The sequence below is a fragment of the Neoluteolibacter marinus genome (genome assembly GCF_014904755.1).
GTDB lineage: Bacteria > Verrucomicrobiota > Verrucomicrobiia > Verrucomicrobiales > Akkermansiaceae > Haloferula > Haloferula marina.
Window position 1 is genome coordinate 83,507 of the sequence record NZ_JACZFQ010000016.1, and the last position, 17,779, is coordinate 101,285.

Below are 17,779 nucleotides of genomic sequence, written 5' to 3' on the forward strand. Positions count from 1 at the left end.
TCAGGAGCGTGGGATTGAGACAGGGCCCGGGGCGGCGATGTCATCGGTCGAGAGAGCGGGAAGGCCGACCGCGTAAAAGACCAAGCAACCCATCATCATGAAATTCCGCCTGCTGCTCACCGGAGCCGCCGCCACCCTTCTCGCGATCAGTTCCGCTCTCGCGGCAAGGCCCAACATCGTGCTGTTTGTCACCGACGACCAGAGCCCGATCGCGGGCTGCTATGGTTCTCCCCTGATCCAGACCCCGTTCCTCGACCAGCTTGCCGCGGAAGGCACGCGCTTCACCAACGCCTACGCCACCACCGCATCCTGCTCGGCGAGCCGCTCGGTGATGCTCACGGGCCTGCAGAACCACGCCAACGGGCAGTTCGGGCACACCCACGACTACCACAAGTTCGATACCTTCAAGAGCTGCGCCGCCCTCAGCTTGCCGAACCAGCTGCGCGCCAACGGCTATCGCACCGCCCACATCGGCAAGCTCCACGTGGCCCCGGAGGTCGTCTATCAGTTCGACCGGTATCTCCCCGAGAAGGGCGGCGGTCACAACACCCCGGCCTGGGTCGAGTCCTGCAAGCCCTTGTTCAACGAGGAGTCGGACAAGCCCTTCTTCCTGTGCTTCTGGACCCACGATCCGCACCGCAGCGGGGACGTCGAGGAGAGCGCTCCGGAGAAGCTGAAGCCGAACCGTTTCGGCAATCCGCCGGCCGGCAAATCGTATCCGGGGACCCCGGAGCTCGTGTATGACCCGGCCGAGGTTCCTGTTCCCGCTTACCTGCCGGACACCATCGAGTGCCGCCGCGAGATCGCCCAGTACTACCAGAGCTGCACCCGCACCGACAAGGCGCTGGGCAAGCTCGTCGAGGCTCTCAAGGAGGCCGGGCAGTACGAAAACACGATGATCATCTACACGGCGGATCACGGCATGGCTTTCCCCGGGGCGAAGACCACGGTTTACGAGGCCGGCCTCAAGGTTCCCTTCGTGGTCCGCATGCCGGGCGCGGCGGCCGGGGGAATCGTCAACGACGCGATGATTTCTCATGTCGATATCACGCCGTCGCTGCTGGACGCGGCCGGTGGCTACGAGGCCGGCAAGCAGGCTCCCAAGCACTTGTTGCCGGTGCCGAAGGTCGGCCGCGGCGAAAACGCGGGGTTCAAGTTCGACCGCTATCACGGGCGCTCCTGGCTGCCGCTGCTCGATTCGCGGGACTCCACGGGGTGGGACGAGGTATTCGCCTCGCACACCTTCCATGAAATCCAGATGTACTACCCGATGCGCGCCGTCATCGGCCGCCACTACAAGCTGATCTGGAACATCGCCGCGCCGCTGCCCTATCCCTTCGCCTCGGACCTCTGGGCGGCGTCCACCTGGCAGGCGCAGTATGAAAAGGGCATGGATGCCAATTACGGCAACCGCAGCGTGGATTCGTACATCCACCGTCCTCCCTTCGAGCTCTACAACATCACGGACGACCCGGCGGAGTCGCGCAATCTGGCCGGGGATCCGGAGTTTGCCGGCAAGCTCGGCGAGCGCAAGCAGCGGCTCAAGCTGAAGCAGGAGGAGACCCGCGATCCGTGGCGCATCAAGTGGCGCTACGAGTGACCGCGGAGCCCGTCATTGACGCGGCCGCCATGCTCGTTTCCCATCCAGCGCATGCGGAAAGCGGAGTCGGGGAAGAAAGGTGACATCAAGGGAAGCCTCGCATGGGTGCTGTCCTACGTGCGGCCCTACCGCAAGGTCTTCATCCCGTCACTGATCGCGCTGTTCGTGACGGCGGGACTGGCGCTCGCGTTCCCGTTCTTCCTCAAGGACCTGGTAGGCGATCCCGCCGATGCCTGGAAGGGCGGGGGAGATGCCGTGGCGACCCGTGACAAGGCGGACCAAGTGATCTTCTGGTTGCTCGGGGCCCTGGCTGTCCAGGCCTTCATCGCCTACTGGCGGGTCCGCGGATTCACCTGGTCGGGCGAGAGCGCCCTCAACGCCCTGCGGCGGGACTTGTTCAGCCACTTGCTGAAGCTGCCGGTTCCGTTCTTCCAGGACCAGCGCTCCGGTTCGCTCAGCAACCGGGTCTCGGCGGATCTCGCGATCGTCCGCGAAACCATCTTGAATACCGTACCGCAGGCGGTGAGGCATTCGGTGATCCTGGTCGGCGGCCTGATCTTCATCTTCATCTTCTCGTGGAAGTTGTCGCTGGTGATGCTAGCCAGCATCCCGGTCGTTGTGCTGGCCGTGGCGATTTCGGGTCGCAAGGTCCGCCAGCATTCGCGCGACGCCCAGGAGGCGCTGGCCGAGTCCGGGACCGTGATCGAGGAAAGCGTGCAGGGCATCGCGGACGTGAAGGCGTTTTCCAACGAGGGCTTCGAACTCTCCCGCTATGACCGGGCGCTCGACCGTTTCCTGCAGGTGACCTTGAAGGGCGCGAATGCCCGTGCGGCCTTCCTCTCGTTCGTGATATTCGCGATGTTCGGCACGATTGGCGGCGTCGCCTGGTTCGGTTCCCACATGCTGGCGGATGGAGAGATCACCCAGAAGAGTTTCACCGCCTTCGTGTTGTTCAGCGTGTTCGTCGGGGCCTCGTTGGGCTCGATGCCGGAAATCATCTCGCAGTTCCAGTCGATGTCCGGCGCGACCGAGCGCCTGCGCGAACTGATGGCCGAGGCTCCCGAGCAAGACGGCGCGCGCGCCGTGGGGCATCTCGAGGGGGCGCTGGCGTTCGAAGGGGTGTCCTTCCACTATCCGTCCCGCCCCGATGCCCCGGTGCTCAGCGACCTTTCCTTCGCGGCGGAACCGGGCAAGCGGATCGCCTTGGTCGGTCCCTCGGGCGCGGGCAAGTCGACGATCTTCTCGCTGATTCTCGGCTTCCACCGCCCGGAAGCTGGCCGGGTATTGTTCGACGGTGCTGACGCCTCGGAACTGCGGCTGGAGTCGCTCCGCAGGCAGATCGCCGTGGTGCCCCAGGAGGTGCTGCTGTTCGGGGGCACCATCCGCGAAAACATCGAGTACGGCCGGCCCGGCGCGAGCGCGGCGGAGATCGAGGAAGCCGCGAAACAGGCCAATGCCCATGAATTCATCACGGCGCTGCCCGAAGGCTACGACACGGTGGTCGGTCCGCGTGGCGTGAAGATTTCCGGCGGGCAGCGCCAGCGCGTCGCGATCGCCCGCGCGATCCTCGCCGACCCGCGGGTGCTGCTTTTGGACGAGGCGACCAGTGCCCTGGACACGGAGAGCGAGCGGCTCGTCAACGAGGCACTGGAGCGGTTGATGGCGGGCCGCACCAGCCTGGTGATCGCCCACCGCCTGTCCACGGTCCGGCATGCCGATACCATCCTGGTTCTCAATCACGGCCGGTTGGTGGAGAGTGGCTCGCACGACGATCTGATGGCCTTGAACGGTACCTACCGTTTGCTGGCCGAAACTCAGCTTGCGTGAACCGGGATTCCACCCAGATTCCAAGTCGCAATGAAGACTTGGCATTACCACAGCGCCTCCGGATCCACCGCCACCACTTCCGAGGAGAACCTCCCCGAGCTGGTTGAAAGCGGCACCATCACCCCGCAGACCTTGCTCTGGACCCAGGACATGGCCGGCTGGGAGCCTGCGGCAAAGGTGCTGCCGGACCTTTTCAAGGGGCCTGGGATGCCGCCGGCGCTGCCAGCGGGCGGTCCGCCACCGATCGGGGGAAAGCGATCGCACGAGATCGACTACGAGATCATCGGCGAGTCGATCCAGATGGTCGAGGTCGAGCTGGACCCGGGGGAAACCGTGATCGCGGAGGCCGGTGCCATGAACTACATGGAGGACGGCATCGCCTTCGAAACCAAGATGGGCGACGGCTCCACGCCGAACGAGGGGCTCATGGGCAAGCTGATGGCAGTGGGCAAGCGGGCCCTGACCGGCGAGTCGATCTTCATGACCCACTTCACCAACCGCGGCGGCGGCAAGAAGCGCGTGACCTTTGCCGCACCCTATCCGGGTACGGTGGTTCCCGTGGATCTCTCGCAACAGGGAGGCGAGTTGCTTTGCCAAAAGGATGCTTTCCTGTGTGCGGCGATGGGCACCCAGGTTGGCATCGCGTTCAACAAGAAGTTCGGCGCGGGCTTGTTCGGTGGCGAGGGCTTCATTCTCCAGCGTCTGCAGGGGGACGGCATGGCCTTCGTCCATGCGGGCGGCACCGTCGTCCGGAAGGAACTGAAGGGCGAGAAGCTGTATGTCGACACCGGCTGCCTGGTCGCCTTCACCAAGGGAATCAACTACGACATCCAGCGCGCGGGAAACCTGAAGTCGATGGTCTTCGGGGGAGAAGGGCTGTTCCTCGCGACCCTGCAAGGTCACGGGTCGGTGTGGCTGCAAAGCATGCCGTTCTCGCGCCTGGCCCAGCGCATCACCGGGATGTACGCCACCGGCAAGGGCGAGGGTTCGGTGATCGGCGGACTGGGGAACCTGTTCGGCGATTGAGCCCGGAGCGGACCTAGATGTCGTCCTTGGCCCAGCCTGGTTTGAAGATCAGCAGGAGGCCGAGGACGATCGCGAGCAGGCCGTAGCGGCCACTGGCGAACAGGATGCTACCCGTCCCCATGATCACCGCCACGATGCCCGTCAGGCGCGGCAGAACCGGGGACTCCCGCCGGGGGATGAAGTGTCCGGCGGCCCGCGCCTCGGTGATGATCGCCTCGATCTCGTAATCGTCGAGCAGTCCGCCCATGCCCTCCGCGTCGAGGGACCGGCGGATGGCCCGCTTGGTGCCGCCCTTCATGGCAAGGCCTCGCACCAGGTCCTTCGCGTCGTCGCGGATCAACATCGGGGACGATCTAACAGGCGTTAACGACGTGGCAAGGCTCCATCCGTTCAGAGCTTGAACCGCGCCTTCACCGCCTCGCGCTTCAGGCGCAGTTCCCGCCATTCGTTGACCAGGCGGCTGGCCTCGATGACCCCGCATCCGGCGGGCAGGAGGAGCTCTCGGTCCTGCCACCAGATCCCGCGGATCGCGACGATGGCGTGGAACTCGCCGTCAACGATGGCGCCGAAGGGGGCTCCGAACTCGTCCGGCGTGCCGAGGCGCCGCCGCCACTCGATGAGTTGATCCAGCGTCTCCGCGGTGCGGGGCAGGGGGCCGAGCGCAGGCGTCGGGTGGAGCCGCCGGATCAGGGCGTCGGGCGACTCGCCGTCGAACAAGTCGACCTCGATCGGCGTGTGGAAGTGGACGATCGATCCCAGCTCCATGATCCCGCGGGGCCCGCGGCGGACGGTGCCGATGTCGCCGAGCTTGGAGACCAGCGTCTGGGCCACATACTCGTGTTCCCGGATTTCCTTTTCATCCACTTCCAGCACGTCGCGTTCCTCGGTGCGGGCGGTGCCGGCCAGGGCCATGGTCCGGAGAGTGGTGCCGGCCAGGGAAAGCAATCTTTCGGGCGAAGTTCCCGCGAATCCACGGGTGTCGTCCGCAAATCCGTAGCCGAGCCGCGGCTCGACGCATCCTGCCGCCGAAGCGAGCAGGCGACGTCCCGGCGCAACGTCCAGCGTTCCGCGCTCCACGACCACGGGTACGGTTTTCTCGAAAGCCCCGGCGCGGATGGCCGCCGTGATCTCCTGGAAGACAGCGGCAAAGCCAGACGCTTCGGGTGCTTCCCATTGGCAGGTTGCCTTCAGGTCGGATCCGATGAAGCGTGCCGCTGCTTCGGCATGGGGAATCAGCTCCCAGCGGCCGGGAATCTTCCAGGGCGTTCCGGAGGTCAGCCCGAAGTCATTCTGATAGAAAGCCGCACCCGTGGCAGGCGCTGCCGCGGCACTTTGGAATGGCCCGTGGCCGATCAAAGTCCGGCCGTCCGGCAAATCGAGGAACGCGATGCTTCCGGACTTCATGGATTCCGGGATTGTGCGCGCATTTGGTTGATCTCCTCGGACATTGCCGAGGCGAGTTGCTCCAGTTCCCGTTGCCGGGCCGCGGCGCTGGCGGCCCTGAAGCCATGCAGGGCAAAGCCGATGGCGAAAACCACGACGCCGCAGGATCCGGCAAGAGCCGCAATCGACAGCACTTGCATCCCCTTCACAATGGAGGTTTCCGATCCGGTGGACGAACCGGTGTAGGAACTGAAGAGGTAGGCGGCACCACCGGCATAGCCGATCATCCCCAAGGTGGCCAAAAGGAGACCGCTGAACAGGCACCACCAGGCTCCGTTCCTGCCAGCCTTATGCAAGGCAACCACGCCGGCCCACAGGGCTGCGAGCAAGGCCACCACGAGAACCAAGCCGATGATCGAAAAGCCCGTTGCCATGCGGGATTCAATCCGTCGCAGGAAAGCGAGTCAACCGCGGCCGGTTTGCCGCTTCAGGCGGAGTTCCCGTCGTCGCCGTCGGTCGCCGTGGGAAGCTTGGCCACCTCGTCGAGGAGATTGACGATGTCCACGCCGCGGGCGGCGGAGTCATCGTGGCGGAACGTCAAGACAGGCGTCGACTTGAGCACCACCCGCTTGAAGACCTTCTTCTGGATCGCCCCGTGCTCGTTGTTGAGCTTCTCCAGGACATCGGAGAAGCGGCCGCCGAGCACGCCGATCCAGACCTTGGCCTCCTTGATGTCCTGGGTGGTCTCCACTTCGCTGACCGTCACGAGGGCACCATTCCACTCGTAATCCCGCTGGATCACGGTGCCGATCTCACGCTTCAGCAGCTCATTGATTCGGTCGATGCGAAGGCTCATGGAAAAGACGGTTGCTCAGTTGGCGGTCGGTAACAAGGACGGGAGGTCCCGGGCAGGTTCCCGGCGGTTGATTGCCGGGAACCGGGGCCTGGATGAGACCGGCAAACCGCGGATCAAAGGGTCTGCGGAATCTTCTCGAGCGTGTAGCACTCGATGACGTCGCCTTCCTGGTATTCGTTGAAATCGCCGAGGCGAATCCCGCACTCCATGCCCGCCTTGACCTCTTCCACTTCGTCCTGGAAGCGGCGGAGGGTGGACATCTTCCCGTCGAAGACCGGCACCTTGCCACGGATGACGCGGGCGTGGGCCTTGCGGTGGACTTTGCCGTCGGTGACGTAGGAGCCGGCGGCGCGACCCTTCGCCTTGGAGAGCTTGAAGACCATCCTGACTTCGGCGTGGCCGATGATGTTCTCGCGGGTGAGCGGGTCGAGGAGGCCGAGCATGGCTTCCCGGACCTGGTCGATCAGCTCATAGACGATCGAGTAGAGCTTCACCTGGACGCCCTCGGACTTGACCGTCTTCACCGCGTTGCTCTCGACCTTGACGTTGAAGCCGAGGATGACCGCATCGGCGGAGCTGGCCATCTGGACGTCGCCTTCGCTGATCGCGCCGGCGCCGGCGATGATGATCTGGGTGTTGACCTTGTCCGACTTGATGTCGCCGATGGCCTTGCGGATGGCTTCCACCGATCCCTGGGCGTCGCACTTGAGGATGAGCTTGAGAACCGACTTTTCGCCCCCGTCGCGGACGACGGAGAAAAGGTCTTCCATGCGGCTCTTCTGCGGGACGTGGAGACGCTCGGCGCGGCGCTCGAGCTGGCGCTCGCTGGCCAGCTTCTGGGCGGCGCGGATCGAGTCCATCTCGACGAGCTCGTCGCCGACGTGGGGCATTTCCTCGAAGCCGACGATTTCGACCGGGGTGCCGGGCTTGGCTTCCTTGATCTGTTTGCCCATGTCGTTGATCAGCGCCTTCACCTTGCCGGCGAAGGGACCGCAGATGAACGGGGTGCCAACCTTGAGCGTGCCGGTTTCGACAATGCCGGAGGCGGTGGCGCCGCGGCCGGGCTGGACGCGGGCCTCGATCATGGCAGCACGGGCGTGACCTTTCGGGTTCGCCTTCAGTTCGAGGACCTCGGCCTGCAGGGCGAGGAGCTCGAGCAAGTCGGGGATGCCGGCGCCGGTCAGTGCGGAGATTTCGATGCACTCGATGTCACCGCCGAAGTCGACGGTCTGGAGGCCTTTCTCCGCGAGCTGGGTCTTGACCCGGGTCGGGTTGGCGGTGGAGAGGTCGCACTTGTTGATGGCGACGATGATCGTCTTCTTGGCCTTCTTCGCGTGCTCGATGGCCTCGACGGTCTGCGGCATGATGCCGTCATTGGCGGCCACGACCAGCACCACGATGTCGGTGATGTCTGCACCGCGGGCGCGCATGTCGGAGAAGATGGCGTGGCCCGGCGTATCGATGAAGGTGATCGGCTTGCCGTCGTGCTCTACCTTGTAGGCGGCGACGTGCTGGGTGATGCCGCCGGCCTCGCCCGCGGTGATGCGGGACTTGCGGATGTAGTCGAGCAGGGAGGTCTTGCCGTGGTCGACGTGACCCATGATCGTGATGATCGGCGGACGCAGCTGGAGTTCATCCTCCGGCTCGTCGACGGGAGCCTCGGGCTCCACCACGATTTCCTCGGTCTTGTGGATGCCGGCGCCCTTTTCGCGCTTCTCGCGCTCGAAGACGAAGCCATGGAGTTCGCAGACCTTTTCGGCGACATCCGGCTCGATCGCCTGGTTCGGCGCGACAAAGACCTGCAGCTTGATCAGGTCGGCAAGAAGCACGAAGGGCTTGAGACCCATCAGGCCGGCGAGATCGCTGACGATGATCGGGGGCTTGATGCTGATCAGCTTGCCGTCTTCCGCGACCGTGCCGGCGGGTTCTTCCGGAGAAACCGAGCTGGCCGGCGGCGGAGCCGGAACCTCGACCGCGGGCGTCGGTTCCTCTTCTTCAAGCAGCTTCGAAATCACGGGCAACACCGCCTTGCCGGACTGCTCGGTCTTGCGGACCGTGGGGCGCTTCTTCTTCCCGCCGTCCTCGAAAAGGTCGAGGGCGTTCGCTTTGGCTTCGTCGAGGGCGCTTGGCTGCGGGGTCTCCGCTTCTTTCGCGGCGGAGCGCTGGCGCTCGCGGCGCGAGGGTGCCTTCGGTTGGTCGATGAGATCGAGAACCTTGCGTTTCGGAGGAGTACTGTCGCTGTCTTTGGCCATTAGGCGTGTCGTGTCGTCGTTTCGGGATCGTCGTGATCCCGGGTGGAAAATTCAGGGTGTCAGGCCGAGGGGGCGTCGCCCTTGGCGCGGGCGAGGATGTCGAGGGCGCGCTCTTCGGAGACCTCCAGGTTGGAGGCAATATACTCGACGGGCATTTCCGCGACAATCTCGGAACTCATGCCGCCGGCGCGGAACAGCTTGTCGGCCAGTTCGTCGTCAAGGCCGAGCTGTTCGGCGATGGAGTGGGCTGCGCCGGCGATCTTCTTCTCGAACTGTTCGAGCTTGCTCTCGTCCTTGCGGACCTGGACGTCCCAGCCCATCAGGCGGGAGGAAAGGCGGGCGTTCTGGCCGCGGCGGCCGATTGCCTTGCTCAGGTCTTCCTCGTCGACGGTGACGTTCACCACGCGGTTCTCCTCGTCGATGGTGACGCTGCGGAGGATCGCCGGCTTGAGCGCCTCGCGGACGAATTCATCGGGGTTGTCGCTCCAGCGGATGATGTCGACCTTCTCGTTGTTGAGCTCGCGGACGATGTTCTTCACGCGTGCACCGCGCAGGCCGACGCAGGCGCCGACCGGGTCGACCTTGTCGTCGGTGCTCCAGACGGCGACCTTGGTGCGGTAGCCGGCTTCACGGGCGATGCCGCGGATTTCCACGGTGTGGTCGGAGATCTCGTTGACCTCGGCCTCGAAGAGCCGGCGAACGAAGTTCGGGTGGCTGCGGGAAAGGATGATCTCGGGGCCGCGGCCTTCGTTTTCGACGGCGACGACGTAGGCACGGATGCGGTCGCCGATGTTGTATTCCTCGGTCTGGACCCGCTCGCGGGAGGGCATCACGCCTTCGAACTTGCCGAGGTCGATGAGGACGTCGCTGCGGTCGAAGCGCCGGACGGTGCCGGACACCACGTCACCGGCGCGGTCCTTGAACTCCTCGTAGATCATCTCCTTCTCCGCCTGGCGGAGCCGCTGCATCATCGTCTGCTTGGCCGTTTGCACGGCGATGCGGCCGAAGTCCTTGGGAGTGACGTTGAACTCCATGTGCTCGTCGAGTTCGACGGAGGGATTGCGGCGCTGGGCGAGCTTGAGCGGGACTTCGTTGAACTTGTCCTGGTAATCGTCGTCGGGCACCACCTTGAGGCTGGCGAAGATGCGGGTCTCGCCCTTCTTGGTGTTGACCTCGGCGCGCATGATCTCGATGGCGTCAGCGCCGGGGACCATTTTGCGATAGGCGGAAATGAAGGCGTACTCGAGCGCGGCGACGACCTTGTCGCGGTCGATGCCTTTTTCTTTCTCGTAGTAATCGATGAGAGCGACGATGTCGTTGGTCATGGCGGGCAGTGCGGCGCTGGGCGCTCCGTATGTCCAGAGACGCGAAAGAGCGGGTTTTTCGACCCACCCTTTCGTGTCGGAAGATTGATGGGCGGGGGGATACGGCGGAAAACCTTGAGTTGCAAGCCGAATCTCGGCACGGAACGGGGGCCGGGGAGTGTGCGTTGGCGCCGGAGCGGCGCCTCTGAAGATTGCAGGCTTGAGGAAGGGAGGGGAATCGAACGGACGAGCCGCTCGGAGCGGCAATCCGGGAAATCGCCGGACTTGGCGGTGCCGCGGAAATGGAGAGAGTCGTCCGGTGATCCGCGCCCTTTTCTTCGACGCCGCCGGCACCCTGATCGAGCCGGCCGAACCGGTTGCCGCCGTCTATTCCAGGTGCTTTTCGGAGCATGGATGGGAAGTCGGGATCGAGCCGGTCCGGGATGCGTTCGGGAAGGTGTTTTCGGCGATGGAAGTGCCGGACTACCACGGCGACCCCGATGGCGACCGGGCTGAGGTCCGGTGGTGGCGGCAAGTGGTGGAGCGCACCCTCCGGGCCTGCGAAATGGATCCCGCGACGGATCCGGAGCGGTTTGACGGTTGTTTCGCCGCCCTTTTTTCGCACTATGCAATGCCGGCATCCTGGCGGGTCTTTCCAGAGGTCGTCCCGGTGCTGGAACAAGCTCGCGGGGAGGGGCTGCGGATCGGGGTGGTGTCGAACTTCGACCGGCGCTTGCACGCCATCCTCGACGGGTGGGGGCTCAGCTTTGATTTCGTTCTGACCTCATCCGAGGCCCGGGCCCGCAAGCCGGATGCGGCGATCTTCCGGCAAGCCCTCGGACGGGTGGCGCTGGATGCCGGCGAGGTGATGCATGCCGGCGATTCCCGCTCGGCGGATCACCAGGGTGCCCTGGGGGTCGGAATCATTCCTTACCTGCTGGATCGGCCGCGGAACGATCTCCACGGTTTCATGGACGAGGTGATTTCAAGGCGGCGAAAATGATCTTGCCAAAGTCCGGACCCGCCCCTATCCCTCGCCGCCCCGGCCGCCGGCGACCCCGTCGGTGCCGCTCACCAAAAGCGAGGATAGCTCAGTTGGTAGAGCAGTTGGCTTTTAACCAATTGGTCCTGGGTTCGAGTCCCAGTCCTCGTACTTTCTGCAACTTGCTTGATTTGAGCTGGTTTTGGTTCGGTGGGTTTTTAGTTTCGTCGCCCTGGTGAATCCGCGGTAGCCACCCTGCGAGTGGTCCAAGTCGCAAGGTCTTGTTGGGTTTGGATGGGCTAACCAGATTCCGCGCGAACCTTCCTTGGGCAAGGGCTTCCTCCGTTGCTTGGATTCTTCATTCTTGGTAGCGCTACGCCTGTCGTAATCGCGCATCAAGAGGTCGTGAGGTGCTCCGAAGAGGAATAGGCTGAATTCCGCCGGATGATCCGGCACGGGATGCTCTTCCAAGATGTTGTTTGCCCGGACTTCACCGAAGGCGAGCGTGACCAAACTATCAGCCACGCTGATCAAGGCGTGGCTGGCTGATCCTCCCCAGTGGCCTTGTTGCGTAAGGCCGGAGGTGTTAGTGAGTGACCAGAGAGTCAACGCTGAGCAAGCGGTGACTACCGCCCGTTGGATGTGACGTTGACCGATCGGTTCCAGCAACTTGCCGACGCCGCTCAATGGAACGCGGGTGTGGCGTGGGCGAGACTCAAACCCTGCGGTGGACCAGGTGAACTGGAGAAGGGATCACGACTTCTTGTTCATGCCCGAAACCATCAACGTGGCCTCCGCGCGGCTCGTTTTGGCTCAGGATCGGCAGACCGGGTTCCAGGCTGAGTTGATGGCAGCGCCAGAGCGCCCGGGGGTGGTGGAAGAAGGACTTCCAGAGCGATCCCTTGAGGGTGTTGGCGGGCACGCCGTCGCGGCGGAGGTAGCCGAACCAGTCGCCGTGTTGCGGATCGGCGAAGTGGCGGAAGGACCATTCGCGGAGCTGCTCGTGACGCTGGAGATGCAAGGGGTCGCCGGTTTGGCGGTAGGCCATCAGGGTGGCGATCAGGGCCTCGTCGTGGGGCCACCAGAATTTCATGTCGTGCCAGTATTCCTGGACCGGCTTGCCATAAACGTCGCGGAAGTAGAACAGGCCGCCGTGCTCCGGGTCCCAGCCGCGCTCCCACATCCAGCCGAGGATGCGGCAGCCGAGCTGGCGCAGGGACTCATCGTCGCGGTGGGCGGCTTCCTCGAGGATGAACCAGGCCGCCTCGATGGCGTGGCCGGGGTTGAGGGTGCGGCCGTCGAAGTGGTCGACGATCGAGCCGTCGGGCGCGACGTTCTCCATCACGACCTGGAGGTCCTCCTTCACGAAGAGCCGCTGAATGTCGTCGAGGCAGCGGTCGATCCAGCGGGTGAAGCCGGGGTCGTCGCCGAGGTGCTTGCGAAGCTCTTGGGCGGTGACCAGCGCGATCATGCGCGGGCCGATGCCCTCCATCGGCCTGGCGCCGGTGAACTTCGCTGGCATCCGGCCGGGAGTGAAGTTCCAGTCGGTGAAGCGGTCGAACCAGTGCCGAGCCTTGTCGGCGGAATCCCCGCTGCCGGTGGCGGCGGCGTGGGCGGCGAAGGCGATGGCGGCGAAACTTTCGCTGTAAGCGTAGCGGCGCTTGCGCAGCGGGGTGCCGTCGCGGGCGACGTGGAAAAACATCCGCCCGTCGGCGGGATCAATGCATTTTTCCTCGAGGAAACGCAGGCCTCTCTCGGCCCAGGCCAGCCACTCGGGGCGACGCTCGTGTTCGAGGTAGAGGGTGAGCAGCATCCAGCTCATGCGGCCCTGCGCCCACACCGACTTGTCGCTGTCGACCAGCGAGCCGTCGCGGTCGAAGCAGTGGAGGAAGCCGCCGTGCTGGTCGTCAATGGCGCGCGGGAACCAGAACGGCAGGCAGTCCCTGAAGAGTTGGTCGTGATAGAAGGCTGCGAGGTCCATCAGCCGTGGACGGTTTGGCTCTCACGGGAAAGCGGGCGGGCGCCCCACTCGTCGAAGCCAAGCTGCGAAAGACGCTCCATCAGGGTGTCGACCTGTGCCGTCGTGGGATTGTCGAGCGGCAGGCGGGCCGGGCCGACGGGCACGCCGAGGCGGGCCATCAGCGCCTTGGCGGTGCCGAGGAAGCCGGTGGCGGCGATCGCGTCGATCATGGCGACCGACCGCGATTGCAGGCGGCGGGCTTCGTCCAGGTCGCCGCGGCCGAAGGCAGCCATCAGGTCCTGATAGAGGCGCGGCGCCCAGTTGTAGGTGGAGCCGACGCCGCCGCGGGCGCCGGTGGCGAGGGCGCCGAGCAGGGTCTCGTCGACGCCCCAGGGCAGGTCGAAGCGCTCGCCGGCGGCATCGAGCGAGCGGCGGTAGGAGGCCAGGTCGGGGTTGGTGAACTTCACCCCGGCGAGGGTGGGGATCCTTGCGGCGGCCTCGGCGAGGAAGAGCTCGACCGGAAACGACACGCCGGTGAGGGCGGGGATGTCGTAGTAGTAGAAGGGGGTGGACGGTGCGGCGGCGGCGATGGCCGCGCAGCAGCCGACCAGCGAGGCAAGGCTACCAGGTTTGTAGTAGGAGGGTGCGAGGGCGCTGATCGCGACCAGGCCGAGTTCGCCGGCGCGGGCGGCGAGCAGACGCGAGTCCTCAAGGCAGTTCGAGCCGACGTGGGCGATGACCGCGATCCCGTGCTGCTTGCCGGCTCCGGCCCAGGCCTCGAAGAGGGTGAGCTTTTCACGGCAGGTCAGCGAGTGCGACTCGCCGGTCGAGCCGGTGATGAAGACCGTGCGGATGCCGTTGGCGGCGAGGAAGGCGGCCTGGACGGGGACGACTTCCGGGGCCAGGGAACCGTCCGGGTGGAAGGGCGAATGGGTGGCGGCGACGAGCTCGTGGAGCGGCGGGATGGGCGTCATGGGTTCAGGTGGAAAGCGGTTCGGTGTCGCGGGGCCGGATGAAGAGGACCAGGACGACGGCGAGCACGGCGGCGCCGGCAAAGATGCTGAAGATCCCGAACAGCGGGACTTGGTGGTCGCGCAGCACGCCGAAGCCGTAGTCGGCGAAGCCGCCGCAGCTGATGCTGACGAAGTTCATCAGGCCGTAGCCGGTGGCCCGCAGCTCCGGCCGCGCGATCTGGCAGAGGATCGGCATGTTGTTGGCATCGAAGAAGCCGTAGCCGAGCCCGAACAGGATGAGGAAGGCGATGGCGACCCCGAGCTGGCCGGTTTGCGGGGAGTAGCCGACGCCGAACATGGCCGGGACGATGGCGGCCATGCCGATGGCGCTGATGTAGATCCGGCCGCGCGGGCTCTTCTGCATCCAGCGGTCGGCGAGGAAGCCGCCGAGGATGGCGCCGGCGATGGCCGCGAGCTGCCAGTAGAGGGTGGCGGACACGCCGGCCTTACCCTGGCCGATGCCGAACTCGGCCTTGAGGATGGCGGGCATCCAGTCGCGCACCACCCAGCCGGCGAGGGCCGGCAGGGTGAAGTAGAACACCAGCAGGATGAAGGAGCGGTTGGTGAGGAGTTCTGCGAGCGCGGCAAGGGGCGAGGTCCGCGGGCGGGCGGGTGCCTCTGCTTGTTGCGGGGGATTTTTCAGCAGCAGAAACAGGGGCACGGCGTAGGCAATGCCGATCAGCCCGCAGACGTCGAAGGCCCAGCGCCAGCCGAGGTTGGGCGAGGAGGCCGCGTAGCCGCTGAATCCGCCGATGATGACGCCGACGTAGATGCCCATCTGGTGGAGGCCGACGGCCTTCGAGCGGGTGTTGCCGCGGTGGAAGTCGGCGATGAGGGCCAGCGCGGCGGGGATGTAGAGCGCCTCGCTGATGCCCATTACCGCGCGGGTCGCGAGCAGCTGGTCATAGGTGGTGACGTGGCCGGTGGCCCAGGTCACGAGGGACCAGACGAAGAGGCTGCCGGCGACGACGTGGCGGCGGCTGAAGCGGTCGGCGAGGTAGCCGCCGATCGGGCTGAGGATGGCGTAGGTCCACTTGAAGAGGGCGAGGACCTTGCCCCAGTTCGCCTCCGCTTCGATGCCCGGAATGTCCTGCATCATCGAGAACTTCATCGAGGCCAGCATCTGGCGGTCGAGGTAGTTCAGCAGGGCGACGGGCACCAGCAGGGCGACCACCAGCCAGGCCTGGCGTCGCAGCGCGGGAGTGGCGAATCCGGTGTCCATTCAGGGGGCCGGTTGAAGGAGGAAGACGCGCGGGGTGCGGACGCCGGGTTTCACCTCGCCATTGAAGAAGATGAAGCCGCCGTCCCAGGGGGCGGTCGGCAGGGTCACCGGGGCCGGGAAGTCGAGGCGGCCGGCTTCCGACCAGCTGTTGTGCGCGACGTCGTAGCGGAGGATGTCGCGCGGGAAGCCGGGGTGATCGGCGGGTGAAGCCAATCCGGTCTGGGAGCCGTCGTCACCGGAGACGAGGAAAATCGCATTTCCCGCAACCGGGGCGGGCGAGGCGGCGGCAGTGGCGGCCCGCGGTGGATCGGCGAGACGGGTCCAGGAGCCGTCGGCGAATTTCCATGCGTCCTTGAGGTAGCGGCGCTGTGGTTCTCCCTCTTCGTTCGGGGAGAGCGAGCAGCCGCCGATCACGAAGAAGGCTCCATTGACTGCAGCAGCCGTGGCGAGGATGCGGCCGTCACCCGGAATCGTCGGGAGAACCTGCCAGCCGCGTTCCCGGTCTTCGAGGTCGAGCATCCAATGGCCCGGGGTGGCACGGGTGGCGTCGGGACTTTCGATGCCGCCACAGAGGTGGACCTGCTGGCCGACGAGGGCGCCGGCCATCTGGGCAAGCGGACGGGGCAGCTCCGGCATGGCTACGAGAACCGGCTTGCCGGAGTCGTCGAGACGCAGCCGCGAGACCTTGCGGGAATGGGTCGAGGCATTGCCGCCGCCGATCAGGAGGATGCCATCCGGCGTGGTGAGCGAGACCCCGTAGCCGGAGGGCTCAGGGAGCTTGCCGATGCGTTTCCAGGTGGCTCCGGAGGCGATCAGGTCGAGGGCGAGAATCTGGTCGTGCCAGACCTTTTTTCCTCCGTCCCACGGCATCACCCCGTCGGGAAAGTTTGCACCGCCGGCGGCAATCAGGTGACCGCGGTGGATGCCGCAGAAGGCCCCGGCAAAGCCATGGGCGTCGGGGACATCGGGCAGGCTGCTCACCCGCACGGGTTGCGCGGATGCCGGTGCCGCGGCGACCAGCGTGGCGGCAAGCAGGGGACGGGTGATGGAGCGGGACACAGGTGGCATTCCGATGAAAAGCGGTGCGAGTGGGAAGCATTAAGCGCAATGACGGGCGGGCGAGGAAGGCGGGTCGGGTGGTTGGAAAAGAAAACCAGTTCGGGTGGGCGACTTGAAACTTGCCGGGACCGGGATTGGCGGGAAACTGGCTCCATGACCGCTTCCCCCATGCCTTCGCGCGGCAACCTCGTGGCCGAGTGCGTGCGGGTGATGCAGCTGAGGATCGCCGCGGGGGAGTGGCGAGGGCTCTTGCCGGGAGAGCGCCGGCTGGCCGAGGCGCTGCAGGTCGGCCGCGACACGGTGCGGCTGGCGGTCCAACAGCTGGAGCGCGAAGGGGTGCTGGGAACCGCCGAGGCCGGCAGCCGGCGTCGTATCGTCGGCGCGCCATTGGCGGAACAAGGAATCGACAAGTGGCCGTTGCGGATCGGGCTGTTAGCCCACCGGCGGCTGGAACAGCTACCGCAACCGGTGCTGTTGGAGATCGACCGGATCCGTGACGCGTTGGCCGGCCGGAACGGTTCACTGGAGGTTTTCGCGCCGGCTTGGTACGAGCAGCGCAATCCGGCCAAGCGGCTCGCGGCGATGGTGGCGGACGAGCGCTGCAGTGCCTGGGTCCTGTTGCGCTCGAGTGCGGCGGTGCAGGAATGGTTCAGCCGCAGCGGCCGGCCATGTCTGATCCGCGGCTACCCGCACCCGGGGATCGATTTGCCGCACCTGGACGTCGACTGGCACGCCACCGCGCGCCATGCGGCCGGGCGCTTGTGGCGGATGGGGCACCGGCGGGTCGCCGTCCTGTCGCCGGCCGAGCCGCTGAAGGGCGTGGAAGCCGCGGTGCGCGGGGTGATGGAGCTCGGCGAGCCGGGATTTGAAGCCACCACGCTGGTCGAGGATGGTAGCACGGCCGGGGTGATCCGGGTCCTGCGGCGGGCCTTGAAGTTCAGTCCGGCACCGAGCGCGATCCTGGCGACCCGGCCGCGGCAGGCGGCAACGGCGCTGACCTGGCTGGCTAGCCAGGGCGTCAAGGTGCCCCAGGACCTCAGTCTGATCTGTCTGGCCTGGGAGCCTTTCCTGGATCACCTGGTGCCGGAAATCAGCGGCTACCGCATCGATCCCGAAGCCGTCGCGAAGCTGGTCGTGCGGCGGCTCGAGCGGCTGGCGGCCGGCGACACCAATCCGGGCGGCAACGCGTGGATCTCGCCGCTGACGGTGAAGGGGGAGTCGGTGGGTCCGGCCGCTTGACGGGCAATAAAGAAGGGGCGCACCCCGCGAGGGATGCGCGCCGTTCCCCGATGGCG

At 65.8% G+C, this 17,779-nt stretch carries 15 protein-coding genes, 1 tRNA gene and 1 pseudogene; 7 read left to right on the forward strand and 10 right to left on the reverse strand.

Annotated elements, in window-relative coordinates; genetic code table 11:
* The first annotated feature begins 97 nt into the window (after positions 1 to 97).
* From IG178_RS04110 to IG178_RS04120, 4 genes and pseudogenes are all read left to right on the forward strand, one after another.
* On the forward strand, positions 98 to 1,600 hold the full coding sequence (locus IG178_RS04110; RefSeq protein ID WP_193211246.1) for a sulfatase family protein: 1,503 nt from the start codon (positions 98 to 100) through the stop codon (positions 1,598 to 1,600).
* 51 nt (positions 1,601 to 1,651) lie between these two features.
* Entirely contained in the window at positions 1,652 to 3,427 is a 1,776-nt protein-coding gene (locus tag IG178_RS04115; protein WP_193211247.1) for an ABC transporter ATP-binding protein, read from the forward strand.
* 30 nt (positions 3,428 to 3,457) lie between these two features.
* Positions 3,458 to 3,595, forward strand: a pseudogene (locus IG178_RS26105) (DUF4339 domain-containing protein); the annotation flags it as partial.
* Between the two features lie 39 nt (positions 3,596 to 3,634).
* Positions 3,635 to 4,453 carry a TIGR00266 family protein gene (locus IG178_RS04120; RefSeq protein ID WP_343225923.1) on the forward strand — a complete coding sequence of 273 codons (819 nt, stop codon included), beginning with the start codon at positions 3,635 to 3,637 and terminating at the stop codon, positions 4,451 to 4,453.
* 13 nt (positions 4,454 to 4,466) lie between these two features.
* Here the strand turns inward: IG178_RS04120 and IG178_RS04125 are convergent, their stop codons facing one another.
* The 6 genes from IG178_RS04125 to nusA all read right to left on the reverse strand — a co-directional run bounded on the left by IG178_RS04125 (position 4,467) and on the right by nusA (position 10,269).
* A complete protein-coding gene (locus IG178_RS04125; RefSeq protein WP_193211249.1) occupies positions 4,467 to 4,796 on the reverse strand; it encodes a hypothetical protein in 330 nt (109 codons plus the stop codon).
* Between the two features lie 47 nt (positions 4,797 to 4,843).
* A complete protein-coding gene (locus tag IG178_RS04130; RefSeq protein ID WP_193211250.1) occupies positions 4,844 to 5,857 on the reverse strand; it encodes a chorismate-binding protein in 1,014 nt (337 codons plus the stop codon).
* Entirely contained in the window at positions 5,854 to 6,270 is a 417-nt protein-coding gene (locus IG178_RS04135) for a hypothetical protein (protein WP_193211251.1), read from the reverse strand. Before IG178_RS04135 ends, IG178_RS04130 begins: the two co-directional genes overlap by 4 nt.
* Before the next feature lie 53 nt (positions 6,271 to 6,323).
* Positions 6,324 to 6,692, reverse strand: a complete 369-nt coding sequence (rbfA, locus tag IG178_RS04140) for a 30S ribosome-binding factor RbfA (RefSeq protein WP_193211252.1) — start codon at positions 6,690 to 6,692, stop codon at positions 6,324 to 6,326.
* A gap of 113 nt (positions 6,693 to 6,805) precedes the next feature.
* The gene (infB, locus tag IG178_RS04145) at positions 6,806 to 8,944 is read right to left on the reverse strand and encodes a translation initiation factor IF-2 (protein WP_193211253.1); all 2,139 of its coding nucleotides are present in this window, start codon (positions 8,942 to 8,944) and stop codon (positions 6,806 to 6,808) included.
* Between the two features lie 59 nt (positions 8,945 to 9,003).
* Complete coding sequence (gene nusA, locus IG178_RS04150; protein ID WP_193211254.1) at positions 9,004 to 10,269, reverse strand: transcription termination factor NusA; 1,266 nt, start codon at positions 10,267 to 10,269, stop codon at positions 9,004 to 9,006.
* 298 nt (positions 10,270 to 10,567) lie between these two features.
* Here nusA and IG178_RS04155 point away from each other — a divergent pair, with 298 nt between their 5' ends.
* Together IG178_RS04155 and IG178_RS04160 are read left to right on the forward strand one after the other, a co-directional pair.
* A complete protein-coding gene (locus IG178_RS04155; protein ID WP_193211255.1) occupies positions 10,568 to 11,251 on the forward strand; it encodes an HAD-IA family hydrolase in 684 nt (227 codons plus the stop codon).
* Between the two features lie 77 nt (positions 11,252 to 11,328).
* Positions 11,329 to 11,401, forward strand: a tRNA-Lys gene (locus IG178_RS04160).
* A 544-nt stretch (positions 11,402 to 11,945) separates the two neighbouring features.
* On the opposite strand, the gene IG178_RS04165 is transcribed toward IG178_RS04160, so the two are convergent.
* From IG178_RS04165 to IG178_RS04180, 4 genes are read right to left on the reverse strand one after another with little or no spacing between them, the layout of a single operon-like run.
* Positions 11,946 to 13,211, reverse strand: a complete 1,266-nt coding sequence (locus IG178_RS04165) for an AGE family epimerase/isomerase (protein WP_193211256.1) — start codon at positions 13,209 to 13,211, stop codon at positions 11,946 to 11,948.
* Positions 13,211 to 14,164 (reverse strand): dihydrodipicolinate synthase family protein, encoded by a 954-nt coding sequence (locus tag IG178_RS04170; RefSeq protein WP_193211257.1) that lies wholly within the window; start codon positions 14,162 to 14,164, stop codon positions 13,211 to 13,213. Before IG178_RS04170 ends, IG178_RS04165 begins: the two co-directional genes overlap by 1 nt.
* 4 nt (positions 14,165 to 14,168) lie before the next feature.
* Complete coding sequence (locus IG178_RS04175; protein WP_193211258.1) at positions 14,169 to 15,425, reverse strand: MFS transporter; 1,257 nt, start codon at positions 15,423 to 15,425, stop codon at positions 14,169 to 14,171.
* Positions 15,426 to 16,493, reverse strand: a complete 1,068-nt coding sequence (locus tag IG178_RS04180) for a tRNA wybutosine-synthesizing protein 4 beta-propeller domain-containing protein (protein ID WP_193211259.1) — start codon at positions 16,491 to 16,493, stop codon at positions 15,426 to 15,428.
* A 144-nt stretch (positions 16,494 to 16,637) separates the two neighbouring features.
* Here IG178_RS04180 and IG178_RS04185 point away from each other — a divergent pair, with 144 nt between their 5' ends.
* Positions 16,638 to 17,723 (forward strand): substrate-binding domain-containing protein, encoded by a 1,086-nt coding sequence (locus IG178_RS04185; RefSeq protein WP_193211260.1) that lies wholly within the window; start codon positions 16,638 to 16,640, stop codon positions 17,721 to 17,723.
* Positions 17,724 to 17,779: the final 56 nt, after the last annotated feature.